The 13,798-nt window shown below is 55.0% G+C and carries 10 protein-coding genes; 8 read left to right on the top strand and 2 right to left on the bottom strand.

What is annotated here, in order from left to right; all coding sequences use genetic code 11:
- Window positions 1–358: 358 nt before the first annotated feature.
- From LVJ83_RS04415 to LVJ83_RS04405, 3 genes are all read left to right on the top strand, one after another.
- Window positions 359–2,887 (top strand): TonB-dependent hemoglobin/transferrin/lactoferrin family receptor, encoded by a 2,529-nt coding sequence (locus LVJ83_RS04415; RefSeq protein ID WP_244786696.1) that lies wholly within the window; start codon window positions 359–361, stop codon window positions 2,885–2,887.
- A 108-nt stretch (window positions 2,888–2,995) separates the two neighbouring features.
- On the top strand, window positions 2,996–4,399 hold the full coding sequence (locus LVJ83_RS04410; RefSeq protein ID WP_244786694.1) for a transferrin-binding protein-like solute binding protein: 1,404 nt from the start codon (window positions 2,996–2,998) through the stop codon (window positions 4,397–4,399).
- 225 nt (window positions 4,400–4,624) lie between these two features.
- Entirely contained in the window at window positions 4,625–6,019 is a 1,395-nt protein-coding gene (locus LVJ83_RS04405) for a surface lipoprotein assembly modifier (RefSeq protein ID WP_244786693.1), read from the top strand.
- A 679-nt stretch (window positions 6,020–6,698) separates the two neighbouring features.
- Here the strand turns inward: LVJ83_RS04405 and clpX are convergent.
- Complete coding sequence (gene clpX / locus LVJ83_RS04400; protein ID WP_244786691.1) at window positions 6,699–7,982, bottom strand: ATP-dependent Clp protease ATP-binding subunit ClpX; 1,284 nt, start codon at window positions 7,980–7,982, stop codon at window positions 6,699–6,701.
- 300 nt (window positions 7,983–8,282) lie between these two features.
- Here clpX and LVJ83_RS04395 point away from each other — a divergent pair, with 300 nt between their 5' ends.
- Window positions 8,283–9,230 carry a serine hydrolase gene (locus LVJ83_RS04395; protein ID WP_244786689.1) on the top strand — a complete coding sequence of 316 codons (948 nt, stop codon included), beginning with the start codon at window positions 8,283–8,285 and terminating at the stop codon, window positions 9,228–9,230.
- An 89-nt stretch (window positions 9,231–9,319) separates the two neighbouring features.
- Here the strand turns inward: LVJ83_RS04395 and LVJ83_RS04390 are convergent, their stop codons facing one another.
- Window positions 9,320–9,886 carry an adenine phosphoribosyltransferase gene (locus LVJ83_RS04390; protein WP_244786687.1) on the bottom strand — a complete coding sequence of 189 codons (567 nt, stop codon included), beginning with the start codon at window positions 9,884–9,886 and terminating at the stop codon, window positions 9,320–9,322.
- A 152-nt stretch (window positions 9,887–10,038) separates the two neighbouring features.
- On the opposite strand from LVJ83_RS04390, the gene gmk reads away from it, so the two are divergent.
- From gmk to rpsU, 4 genes are all read left to right on the top strand, one after another.
- Window positions 10,039–10,656, top strand: coding sequence for a guanylate kinase (gmk, locus tag LVJ83_RS04385; RefSeq protein ID WP_244786685.1), 618 nt, complete (start codon window positions 10,039–10,041; stop codon window positions 10,654–10,656).
- A 57-nt stretch (window positions 10,657–10,713) separates the two neighbouring features.
- Window positions 10,714–10,920, top strand: a complete 207-nt coding sequence (rpoZ, locus tag LVJ83_RS04380; protein WP_244786683.1) for a DNA-directed RNA polymerase subunit omega — start codon at window positions 10,714–10,716, stop codon at window positions 10,918–10,920.
- 21 nt (window positions 10,921–10,941) lie between these two features.
- Window positions 10,942–13,098: a RelA/SpoT family protein gene (locus LVJ83_RS04375; RefSeq protein ID WP_244786681.1), complete on the top strand. Its 2,157-nt coding sequence runs from the start codon at window positions 10,942–10,944 to the stop codon at window positions 13,096–13,098.
- A gap of 398 nt (window positions 13,099–13,496) precedes the next feature.
- On the top strand, window positions 13,497–13,709 hold the full coding sequence (gene rpsU / locus LVJ83_RS04370; protein WP_244786679.1) for a 30S ribosomal protein S21: 213 nt from the start codon (window positions 13,497–13,499) through the stop codon (window positions 13,707–13,709).
- The last annotated feature ends 89 nt before the right edge of the window (window positions 13,710–13,798 follow it).

Raw genomic sequence — 13,798 nt, 5'->3', positions numbered from 1 at the left:
TTTGCCCCGCCACCGCCGCTAATCTTAAGGTTGTCAAAACATTCGATGTGCAGATGCATTTTCAAGAGCAAAAAACGCAGCAAGATTGGGTATCTTGCGAGGCTTCTTAACGCAGCGGATGCGTTTTCAGGGAAAAAAACACCCGTAAATCGAATGATCAAAACACCCCAGGCCGTCTGAAACCCGCATGCTTGCTGATGTGCCGTTTCAACTTATTTACTTGATTTGCTTATTAATATACACATGTTATACAAACAAGAATAATTTCAATTTACTAAACAAACGTTTTTAAATATAATAATTGTTTCTTACGCAATTTAAAGTTCTTACTCGTTTATTTAACAAAGGAAAGCAGTAGATGAAAACCATTACCACGCAGCGGCGTTATTTGTCACGCTGCATTTTATTGGCTTTGAGCAGCATGGCCGCCACCGCAGCTTATGCGGCCGACGCCCCCGCTAATGCCGAAGCCAGCAGCCAGCTCGAAGAAGTGCAGGTTACCGGCAAGCGCGCCAAAAAGCAGGAAAACCTTACCACCATCACCAAAACAGCCGACACCATCCGCAAAGAGCAAGTCAACAACATCCGCGACCTCACCCGCTACGACCCCGGCATCGCCGTCAACGAGCAAGGCCAAGGCGCCTCATCGGGCTACTCGATACGCGGCGTCGACCGCAACCGCGTGGCCATTTTGGTCGACGGCATGGCGCAAGGCCAAGTATTCAGCCCCGGCGGCACCTGGCAGCAGCAAGGCGAATACGGCGGTGCCATCAATGAAATCGAATACGAAAACATCAAAGAAGTGTCGATTGAAAAAGGCGCCAACTCGGTTGCCGGCGGCAGCGGCGCCATGGGCGGCGCAGTGATGTTTACCACCAAAGAAGCCGACGATGTGATCAAGCCCGGCCAAAACTGGGGCATGGATTATAAAAACAGCTTCAGCAGCAAAGACGGCCGCCGCGTCAACAGCCTGGCCGTGGCCGGCCGCGCCGGCGGCTTTGAAGGCCTGGCGCAATTTACCCACCGCAGCGGTCATGAAATCAAGTCGCACGCCGACACTGCGCCGCAAACGCTCACTTATTTCTACAAACCCCAAGACTGCACCCGCGCCGGCGGCCCTTGCCAATACCAAAGCACCTATGCCGCCGAAGATGTGTGGGGGCCCACCCGCGAAGTGCCCAACCCGATGGACTACCGCTCGGCTTCATGGCTGTTGCGCGGCGGCTATCATTTCAACAACGAACATTACGCCGGCCTGATTTTTGAAGACACCACCCAAAAATTCAACACCCAAGACATGACCCACCCGGTGTTTCCGACCACCCAATCCAGCAGGTCATCGACCGAAGGCGACCGCCTCCGCAACTTCAGCACCCTGTTTCAAGACAACCACCACCACAAGCGCCGTTTCGGTATCGAATACCGCTACAGCGCCGCAGAGCCGGGCAAATGGTCGCCCGACAACATCAAAGTATCGGCCGACAGCCAGAGCGTGGATATGGAAAACACCCTCAGCCGCCGCCGCTGCGCCCAAAACCTGAGCCGCGACTGCGTGCCGGAAGCAGATGGGCAATGGTCGGCCGACACCCTGACCGGCACCCGCGAAAACAACAAACGCCTGCGCATCGATATCGATAAAAACATCGATTGGGGCTTCAGCAGCCACCGGCTGCAACTGGCCGCCGGCATCAGCAAAGGCACGTTCCGTGCAAAAACCAACTACCTGCGCCGCGGTATCGAAACCGATTACCCCTGCGTTGCAAACGGCGGTTCTTGGCAAGATCAAGGTTGCAAACGCACCACCCAAACCGTTATCGCCGAAAGCAACCAGCTTGAGCCGATCGACAGCAAACACTACTTTCTGGCGCTCAGCGACAACATCAGCTTGGGGCAATACTTCTCCCTGCCGCTGGGTGTGCGCCACGACTACTACCGCTACCAATCCGACAACCGCTTCGTCGGCAACAGCAAATACCGCAACACCTCTTGGAATGCCGGCTTAGCCTTCGCCCCCAACCGGCACATCGAGCTGGCCTACCTGGCCGGCAGCGGTTTCCGCGTGCCCTCAGCACTCGAGCTTTACAGCTCCGCCATGATTTACCCCGGCGACAGAAACAAACACATCAAAAAAGTCGACGAGCCCATGAAGCCCGAACAAGCCCTCAACCAAGAGCTGGGGCTGACCCTCAAAGGCCGCTTGGGCAACGCCCGCATCAGCGCCTTCCGGGCTGATTACCGCAATCTGCTGGGGCAGAAAAAAGCCGACACATCCACCGCCACCGTATACGGCAACATTCAAGATGCCCACACATGGGGCTGGGATATCCGCATTCAGGGCGACCTGCACGAGCTGCACCCTTGGCTGCCCGAGGGCTTGAGCACCACACTGGCCTACAGCATCAGCAAACCGCGCAAAACAAACACGCAGCTCGATGGTAATCAAGATAATTTCATCAACACCAATTACATGATGGACACCCTGCAACCTGCCCGCCTGGTGTGGGGCTTGGACTACGACGCCCCCGCAGGCAACTGGGGCTTGGGCAGCCGCGTCATACATTCAATGCCCAAAAAAGCCGAAGAAAACAAGCGGCTCCAATGGCACCCCGCCAAAGGAGAAACCGTGACCACCGCGCCCATTCCCGCATTAAGCAAAAAATGGACCACGCTCGATGTGAGCGGCTGGTACCGCTGGGGCAAGCACACCACCTTGCGCGGCGGCGTGTATAACGTGTTCAACCGCAAATACACCCAATGGGAATCACTGCGCCAGCTCGGCGTAAACGGTATTTCCACCTCCGGCAACACCACCATCGGCGGCAACGGCATCCAACGGCTGACCGCCCCGGGGCGCAATTTTGCCGCCACTTTGGAAATCAAGTTTTAAGCGCCTCCCGGCCGTTGGCATATGCAAACCTGCTCACGGCCGGCCACAACCCGCCACGATACACAGGCCGTCTGAAAACCAAACCCGTATCAACAAAGGAAACACCCGATGCAAACAACACATTCAATCTTTAACGGCAAAAAAAGCCTGCTCGCCGCGCTGATCATCGGCGCATTCTGCCTGAGCGCATGCAGCAGCGGCAGCAAACCCAATGTCAACGCACCCGACAACACCATGTTAGTGCCGCCACCCGAACCCGAACAACCCAAACCCGAACAACCCAAGCCCGAGCCCGAACAACCCAAGCCCGAACCCGAACAACCCAAGCCCGAGCCCGAACAACCCAAGCCCGAACCCGAACAACCCAAGCCCGAACCCGAGCAGCCCAAGCCTGATCCCGAACAACCCAAGCCCGAACCCGAGCAGCCCAAACCCGAGCCCGAACAACCCAAGCCCGAGCCCGAACAACCCAAGCCCGAGCCTACCAATGGCTTGGAAAACCCTGCCCTGCCCGATGGCGCCAGCAAAGCCGCTTCAATTGCCAAAGCCGATGCTCCCGCACCGGCTGAAGGCTCGTTTCTGAAAGTGGCGGCAGGAAGCAAAGAAACCCTGTTCAACAACCATGAAGCAGGCAAAGAAAACGAGCGGGTTTCGCCCACGGTGTTGCGCATCGACCGCTATCTGGAAAACAAAGACGAGCTGGAATACACCGTCCGCACCAATGAAAAAGCAGGCGGCCGCGCCCGTATGAGCGGCATACACAAAGCCTATTATGACGATGCCGGCAAACTCATCGGCCTGCATGACGGCAACAGCAATATGGCCGCTGCCTTTTTGGGAGACTACCTGGAAGGCAAAGGCAGCAACGCCCGCCTGCAACACTATACCGACAACAACGCGCCCCACAATACCGATGTGCAGCTGGATGCCGGGCTGGCGGCAGGCGGCGCTTCCGGCGGTGTATACAGCGGCTCTGCCGATGCCGCGCTGAAATACCTTTGGCGCGACCCGGCCGTCGCCGGCTGGAACTATCAAACGTTCGGTTATTTTGTGCAAAACAGCGACCAACTGCTGACCTCCAGAGGCTACCAAAGCATCGGTCTGCCCACCGAAGCCGCCAACCTGCCCACCACCGGCAGTGCCGAATACAAAGGTTTTGCCGGCGGTGAATATTCCGCCCGTCAGCAAACCCCGATACAAACCATCGCCGACAGCCGCGTCTATGCCAACTTTGGCGAACGCAAGCTCAACTTCACCACCGACAACACCCGCCAATACAACGGCAGCTCTTTGCAAGACGCAGGCCATCTGAATTTGAGCGGCAGCGCCGCCTGGGATGCCGGAAAAAACAGCTTTAACGGCACCGTCAACACCGCCGACCAAAAACTGAGCGGCCAAATGCAAGGCCGCTTCTACGGCCCCAAAGCCGAAGAAGTCGGCGGCGTGTTCGGCGTGCAGAACACCGATAAAACACAATCATTTATCGGCGGCTTTGGCGGCAAACGCAACTGAAGCGGATAACCCCTCTGCCGTTTGCAAGCTGAACACACGGCAAACGGCGGAAACGCAAGTTGGGTTGGGTCGCCATCCAACAACATCCTTGTTTTCCGGTAGCCGTGTATCAAACCGATGGCAAGTTGCCCAACCACCACACAGGCCGTCTGAAAGCCGCAAGCAACCATTCAGACGGCCTGTTTTACCTAGGGTGTCCTAACCACCCATAAAATCTTGAAAACCATGCGCATCCTCTTATTGATATTGTGCGGCCTCAGCGCCGCCGCCCAAGCCCAAAACCCCGAAATAGCCGTCCCCGTGCCGCCCGAATACCGGCCGCACGACCATTCCCAACCGCTGTCCGAGCCCCCCGCCACACCGCCTGAAGCCCTGCCGCCGGCAGACGTCGCCCACGTGCCGCACCCGCTCGCCCCGGTGCTAAACGCCATGAAACACAGCCGCTGGACGCAGGCTGAGGCACAAATCAACGCACTATTGGCTGCCGAACCCAACAATCTGGATGCCCTGTTTCTCGCCGGGCAGATTGCCGAACAGCGGCAACAGCCCAAACAAGCCGCCGCCTATTACCGCCAAATGCTCGAACACAACAGCAACCTGCCGCGCCCGCGTTTGGAATTGGCAAAATCCTTATGGCAAAGTGGCGATGCCGAAGCCGCCGAATACCACTTCCGCCTGGCACAAAGCCTGGCGCTGCCCGAAGCCGTGCAGAAAAACGTCGAACGCTATTTGCAAGCCATCAAGCGCGAGCGCCTCACCTGGCAGGTCAGCGCCACCCTCGCCCCCGGCAGCAACATCAACCAAGGCAGCCGCCACGAAACCGTAGAAATCAACGGCGAAACCTTCACGCTCAGCCCCGACAACCGCGCAAAATCCGGCATAGGGCTCAACATACAGGCAGGCGGCCGCTACCGTTTCGGCCACCAACACCGCTGGTTTGCCGAAGGCATGGCCGCCTGGCAGGAACACAGCGGCCGCCACAACGACAGCCTCTACACCCGCGCCCTGCTCGGCCGCACCCTCAGCCCGCACGGCAGCCGCCGCCACCTGCAAGCCGCCGTCGGCATACAGCATGTACAATACCGTCAACGCGCACTCTATTTGGGCGCCATTGTCAAAATCGATTATGCACAACCGTGGGGCAGCAACAAACAATGGTTTGCCGGCTGGGAGAGCCAACAACTGCACTACCGCCCCGAATACCGCTACATGCGCGCCCACCAGCATTGGTTCAACACCGGCATCAGCGGCACCGCCGGCGGCCGCACCGACTACCGTACCTCGCTCTACGGCGGCATCAACCGCGCCGAAGAAAAAGCCTACAGCTTCGACAGCATCGGCACCGAAGCCTCACTGCGGCACAACTTCAACTGGCAGCAGCTCACCCTCGGCGCCCACATCGGCTACCAACACACCCGCTATCGCGGCGAAGCGGCTTTTTTCAAACAAACCCGGCGCGAACAACGCTACAGCGGCCGCCTGACCGCCCTCAAACGCAATTGGCAATGGCGCGGCATCGCCCCCGAACTGGCACTGCAATACAGCCGCACCCGCTCGAATATCGCCCTTTACGACAGCCACAGCAAACAATTGAACCTCACCTTCAGCAAAACCTTTTAACAACCTGCCAATCAACAAAAGGCCGTCTGAAATACAGATATTTCAGACGGCCTTTGCGTGCGCAGGGTTTTCGTGAGCAGAACCCACCCTATACCCCCGTAGCAACTATCGGGTTGGCGAAATGAAGTTATCCGGCGTTATCCATTTGAGGTTGCGGCATTCGCTTGAGGTTGCGACATTCGCTTGAGGTTGCGACATTCGCTTGAGGTTGCCGCATTCGCTTGAGGTTGCCGCATTCGCTTGAGGTTGCGACATTCGCTTGAGGTTGCCGCATTCGCTTGAGGTTGCCGCATTCGCTTGAGGTTGCCACATTCGCTTGAGGTTGCCGCATTCGCTTGAGGTTGCCACATTCGCTTGAGGTTGCCGCATTCGGTTCCCTCCCCGTCCCAACGGGGGAGGATTAGGGTGGGGGTAAAGAGTCAAAGGCTCTTTATGCCCAAATAACCTGATGGTATTGGCTCGCCTCATTCGCTTACTTTTGTGAATGAATAGAAGTCTGAGGCCGTCTGAAAAAAGTTTCAGACGGCCTCAGATGTGAAAAGGATGCTTCACAGGCAAAATAAAATTTGTCGCACAGGTTCTACCTACAAAACCCAAACGGTATGGCCGCCAAACAATCATCAGGCCGTCTGAACAACACGTTCAGACGGCCTGATGATAACCTGTCTAACCATAAAAATCAGGCAGCAGGTTTGTGTTTGCCTTTTTTCTTCTGCGCCGCATATTCACTGCCGTCGGCACACAATAACTTCGGCTGTTCGCCTTGATTGATCACACCCTCATTAACCACCACTTTTTTGATTTCTTTCAAATCAGGCAACATATACATGGTGTCGAGCAAACTGCGCTCCACAATCGAACGCAAGCCGCGGGCGCCGGTTTTCCGTTCCATGGCCTGCTTGGCGATGGCATGCAGAGCCGAGGGCAACACTTCCAGCTCCACACCTTCCATGGCAAACAGCGCCTGATATTGCTTCACCAAGGCATTTTTCGGCTCGGTAAGGATATTCACCAGCGCATCTTCATCCAGCTCGGCCAAAGTTGCAATCACCGGCAAACGGCCGATAAGCTCGGGAATCAGGCCGAATTTAATTAAATCTTCAGGCTCTACCGTTTCAAACAGCTCGGAAACATTAATGTTTTCATCTTTGCTGCTTACCACGGCACCAAAACCGATGCCGCCTTTTTCAGTACGCTGGCGGATGACTTTTTCCAAGCCGGCAAATGCGCCGCCGCAGATAAACAGAATATTGGTGGTGTCGACATTGATAAATTCCTGATTCGGGTGTTTGCGCCCGCCTTGCGGCGGCACCGAAGCCACCGTGCCTTCCACCAGCTTCAACAGCGCCTGCTGCACACCCTCGCCCGACACATCGCGGGTAATCGAAGGGTTGTCGCTTTTACGTGAAATTTTGTCGATTTCATCAATATACACAATGCCGCGCTGGGCTTTTTCAACATCAAAATCACATTTGCCCAGCAACTTGGTGATGATTTGCTCCACATCTTCGCCGACATAACCCGCCTCGGTCAGCGTGGTGGCATCGGCCATCACAAACGGCACATCCAGTTTGCGCGCCAAAGATTGCGCCAACAGTGTTTTACCCGATCCGGTGGGGCCGATCAGCAAAATATTGCTTTTCGACAGCTCGACCTTATCGCCGCTTTTCGGATGGCGCAGGCGTTTGTAATGATTGTAAACCGCCACTGCCAGCGCTTTTTTGGCCTGCTCCTGCCCGATAACGTGATCATTCAGATTCACCACGATTTCGGCAGGCGTAGGCAGCTTGCCACCCTCTTCCGAAGCGGGTGTTTCGCCCTCATCGTCAAATTGGCCTTGCAGCATCACACCGCAGGTTTCCACGCATTCGTTGCAGATAAACGCATGTTCGCCTTCGATTAAATTCTTTACTTCATGCTCGGATTTGCCGCAAAACGAGCAAACGTGTTTTTCGTCAGACATACTTTTCGATTCGTTGCATAAGTTTGGAGGCCGCAGCCCCACCAAAGCGACAAGTATAATAACTATCCGCCCGATTATCAAACCGAACAGCATGTTTTGCACAGCCTTACTTTTTCAGACGGCCTAATTAATGCAACAAAACCGCCAAACCTATGCAAACAAACGAAAATTTTTACTACACTACTTTACAAGCCGCCTGTTTTTCAACACAATAGCTTACAAATACATATTCACTTTCTACATCATTGCCTTTAGAAGCAACGTCTTGCACCCGCCCAAACCCCAAGCCGGAACCCGATTATGAAGATTATATCCATCCATAAAAAAATCATTGCCGTCTGTTTGAGTGTCGGATTGGCAGGCGTATCCCTGCCGGCCGCTGCCGACAACCTTGATGTGCTCGGCCAATTTTTAGAGCAAAACTTCCCCACCGATAATGATCCGCTCGGTGCTTTTGTGATTCAAAATCCGGCCGAGCAGGTAGAAGTGCAAGCCGCCATGGCCGGCCCCCTGCTCTCTTCTCAGTCGGCACTGATTGTGAACGACCGCACCGGCGAAGTGCTGTATCAGAAAAGCCCCAACCGCGTGATGCCGATTGCCTCGATTTCCAAGCTGATGTCGGCGATGGTGGTATTGGATGCGGGTCAGAACATGAGCGAGCAAATCACCATCACCCCGGCGGAAATCGACCGCCTCAAAGGCACCGGCAGCCGCCTGTCTATCGGCACCACACTGACCCGCGGCGAAATGCTCCACCTGAGCCTGATGAGCAGCGAAAACCGCGCCACTCACGCACTCGGGCGCAGCTACCCGGGCGGCATGAGCGCCTTTGTCGAAGCCATGAACCGCAAAGCCCAAAGCCTCGGCATGCACAACACCCGTTTTTATGAGCCCACCGGCCTGGATTTCCGCAATGTTTCAACCGCCAGCGATTTGAGCAAAATGGTGCAGGCCGCCAATAAATACCCGCTCATCCGCCGCAACAGCACGTCTAACCACGGCTCGGTTTACACCAGCGCCGGCCGCCAGCAAACCTATAAAAACTCCAACGCCCTGGTGCGTGAAGGCGGTTGGAATATCGAGTTGCAGAAAACCGGCTATATCCGCGAAGCCGGCCGCTCAATGGTGGTTAAAGCCAATGTGCAAAGCCAGCCGGTTACCATCGTATTGCTCAACTCCCCCTCATCACTCAGCCGGGTAAACGATGCGCGCAAAATCGAATCCTGGATGCTGCAACGCCGCTCTTGATGCGCATTCGAATATCATGAAAAAGGCCGTCTGAACCCAATCGTTCAGACGGCCTTTCTTTCAAATACCCCAACAACACCAAGCCTGCATCAAGCCGGCATAGATCCGTCGTTTTGATAAAGCGTAAACAAGGGCACACCTTTCTCACGCATATTCTTGCCGCCGGGCAAATCGGTAAACTCTAAAATAGCAGCAGCTTCAACCACCTCGCCGCCCAATTTGCGGATCAGCTCCACCCCGGCCTGCATCGTACCGCCCGTGGCCACCAAATCATCCACCAACAATACGCGCGCGCCCTGTTGGATGGCATCGGTATGAATCTCCACCGTAGCCTCGCCATATTCCAGCGCATAGCTTTGCGACAAAGTATCAAACGGCAATTTGCCTTTTTTACGAATCGGCACAAAGCCCACATTCAGCTGGTAAGCCAGCGCCGCACCGATAATGAAACCGCGTGCATCCAGCCCCGCCACCACATCGATTTTCTGCCCCATATAGCGATACACCATCAAATCAACCAACAGGCGAAAATATTCCGGGCTTTGCAAAACCGGCGTAATATCATGAAACAAAATGCCTTTTTTAGGCCAATCGGGCACTTTGCGGATTTTCTCGGCCAGCGCCGCCACGCCCATCACATCTGGATGAGTAAACATAATAATTCCTTTTAACAAACCATAAAACGCCGGCAGCGCCGAACTTCCCCAAACTCATTATTGTAACAAATTTTTAGCGCCCGCCAAACAGCCGTTGTCGCCCTATCGGCCGCTGTGGCATAATAAAGCACCCTCCACCACATGGAAACATCATGCGCAATATCAGCAAAGGCAATATATTTATTATTTCCGCCGCTTCGGGCACCGGCAAAACCACACTGGTTTCGCGGCTGCTCAACAACCACGATGATATCCGCGTTTCCGTATCCCACACCACCCGTCCGGCGCGCCCGGGCGAAATTCACGGCCAGCATTATTATTTTGTCGATACCGAAAAATTCGAAACCCTGATTGGAGAAAGCGCCTTTCTTGAGCACGCCAGAGTGTTCGACAATTATTACGGCACCAGTGTTGAAGGCGTCAATATCCTGCTTGAAAAAGGCTGCGACGTTATTCTTGAAATCGACATCCAGGGCGCAGAACAAGTGCGCCGCACCCTGCCCGATGCATGCAGCATCTTCATTCTGCCGCCTTCGTTTCAAGCCCTGGCCGAACGCCTCAACGGCCGCGGCACCGACAGCCCCGAAATCATCAACAAACGCCTCAACAAAGCCCGCCACGAAATCGAACAAGCTTTTTTATTCGATTACGTGGTGGTCAACGAAGATTTGGTAACTGCCGAAATGGATTTACTGCACATCATCAAATCCCATAGATTAAAGCAATCGTCCCAACAATTATTTATTGAAAATCTGTTGGAAAATTCCTGAAAATTAGCGACAATAGCGCATCCTATTTTATTTTTTATTTTTAAAGAAAGCACAATCATGGCACGAATCACCGTAGAAGACTGCGTTGGCAGAATCCCCAACCATTTCGATCTCACCCTCACCGCCGCCCGCCGCGCACGCCAGCTCGAAAACGGCACCACACCGCTGGTTGACGACATCCGCAACAACAAGCCCACCGTTACCGCTTTGCGCGAAATCGCCGCCGGCCAAATCGGCACCGAATTATTGTCGCGCAACAAATAACCCATCCGATAGGCCGTCTGAATGCCCGCTCCCAAGCCCACAGCCCCTTATGACTCCCTTACTGCCGAAGCGCGCAGCCTGCTGTTTCGCACCGCGGCCTACCTGAGGGAAGAAGAACAAGCTCTGCTTGAAAAAGCCTGCGCATACGCTTTTCACGCCCACGACGGCCAAACCCGCAAGAGCGGCGAACCCTACATCACCCATCCGCTTGCCGTCGCCACCCAATTGGCGATCTGGCATATGGATATCCAAGGCCTGTGCGCCGGCGTGATGCACGATGTGCTGGAAGACACCGGCGTCTCCAAAGTAGAAATGACCGCCGAATTCGGCGAAACCATTGCCGAAATGGTAGACGGCCTCTCCAAGCTCGAAAAACTCGAATACGACAGCCAGGCCGAGCACCAGGCCGAAAGCTTCCGCAAGCTGATTTTGGCCATGACCAAAGACATCCGCGTTATCGTCATCAAGCTGGCCGACCGCCTGCACAACATGCGCACGCTCGGCTCGATGCGGCCGGAAAAACGCCGCCGCATCGCACAGGAAACGCTGGAAATCTACGCCCAAATCGCCAACCGCATCGGTCTCAACAACGCCTATCAGGAATTGCAGGATTTATCTTTCCAAAACCTGCACCCGCGCCGCTACGAAACCCTGCAAAAAGCCATGAAGGCCAGCCGCCGCAACCGCCGCGACGTGGTCGGCAAAGTATTGCGCGCCTTCAGCCAACGCCTGGTCAGCGCCAATATCGAAGCCAAAATCAAAGGGCGTGAAAAAAACCTCTACAGCATCCACCAAAAAATGCAGGCCAAAAACCTGCGCTTTGCCGAAGTGATGGATATTTACGGCTTCCGCGTGATTGTTAACAGCATTCCCGCCTGTTATGCCGCGCTCGGCGCACTGCATGGTCTTTACCAACCCAAGCCCGGCCGCATCAAAGACTACATCGCCATCCCCAAAAGCAACGGCTACCAAAGCCTGCACACCACACTGGTGGGGCCTTACGGCCTACCGATTGAAGTACAGATCCGCACCCGCGAAATGGATGCCGTTGCCGAAGGCGGCGTGGCGGGACACTGGATTTACAAATCCGGCGAAAACACCGTCGACCAAGCCACCTTACGCACCAACCAATGGCTGCAAAACATTCTTGATTTACAGGCACGTAGTGCCAATGCGATGGAATTTCTCGAACATGTCAAAGTCGATTTGTTCCCCGATGAAGTCTACATCCTCACCCCAAAAGGCAAAATCCTGGTGCTGCCCGACGGCGCCACCCCCATCGATTTCGCCTATGCCGTACATACCGACATCGGCAACCGCACCGTGGCCGCGCGCATCAACAACACCATGATGCCCCTGCGCACCAAACTGAAAACCGGCGATTCGGTCGAAATCATCACATCGGAGCAGGCCAAGCCCAACCCCGCATGGCTTAACTTTGCCGTATCTAGCCGCGCCCGCAGCGCCATCCGCAATTACATTAAAAACATGAACCGCCAAGATGCCATCGTGCTCGGTGAAAACCTACTGCAAAAAGCCTTATCCAGCCTGCTGCCGCAAAACGTACTGCTGTCTGACGACCTCAAAGAAAAATACCTGCTCGACCTCAATAACAAACAAACCACTTTTGAAGACGTGCTCTACAGCGTCGGCATGGGGCACACCCTGCCCGTTTCCGTAGCAATGCACATTGCCGAGCTGGCCGGCGAACATTTCGGCGACGAAGTCAAACTCAGCCCGATTAAAATCAACGGCAGCGAAACCGGCCGCGTGCATCTGGCGCAATGCTGCAACCCCATTCCGGGCGATGCCATCCGCGCAGTCATCATCAAAGACCAAGGCATGATTATCCACCGCGACACCTGTGCCAACGTTTTGAAAGCCGACCCCGAACAACAGCTCGATGCCGACTGGGAAAGCATTCACGACCGCAGCTACCGCACCCAGCTGACCGTAGGTGCGCGCGACACCCACGGCCTGCTGGCCGCCATGGCACAAGCCATTTCAGGTGCCGATGCCGACATCGAATCAGTGGAAACCCCCTCACAGAAACAGGCCGGCACCGAGGGCTTTATCGAATTCAAGTTTTTCATCAAAACCCAAAACCTCGACCAGCTCAACGAAATCATCCGCGCCCTGCATGCCATCCCCCATGTGCGCCGGGTAGTGCGCAATTAAAGGCCGTCTGAAAAATCACAAACAAACACCCGGCACAGGCAGCGCCCGCTTGCACACCGCAAAAGCCGAAAGCAGCCATTTCGCAATATCTAATATCGGTAAAGTCCCGTGTATTTTCAGACGGCCTTTCTCACACAAAACCATCCCACATATTTTCTTGACAATCCATGCCAAACCAAAGATAATTCACAGATTAAAGCGGCCGTATTATACGGCTGAAAATATTTCCGGCGGCTGCCAAATGCACAACCGCCCTTGTTAGGAGGTGATGTTTACATCACGGCGCGTATCCCGCCCTTGCCACCACCCGGCAAAACAGCGATACCATAACCCCATGACCAGGCCGTCTGAAAACACACGGCCGAGCAAACCAAGATTTGATATTTAAGGAAGTTAAAATGCCTTCTATCCGCGTAAAAGAGAATGAACCCTTTGAAGTTGCCATGCGTCGTTTCAAACGCTCAGTAGAAAAAACCGGCCTGCTGACCGAGCTGCGCGCCCGCGAAGCTTACGAAAAACCGACTACCGAACGCAAACGCAAAAAAGCAGCCGCAGCCAAACGCCTGCAAAAACGCCTGCGCAGCCAACAACTGCCGCCGAAAATGTATTAATCACGGCTTTGCCTTGATAGCAGCAACACACACCGCAAGGCCGTGCCCTGCGGTGTTTTTGCCTTTCTATCCGAAAATAAGCCGTAACA

It is taken from the genome of Uruburuella testudinis (genome assembly GCF_022870865.1).
GTDB classification, from domain to species: Bacteria; Pseudomonadota; Gammaproteobacteria; order Burkholderiales; family Neisseriaceae; genus Neisseria; species Neisseria testudinis.
Note: the sequence above shows the minus strand (reverse complement) of the source record. Positions and strands in the feature narration are given on the sequence as shown.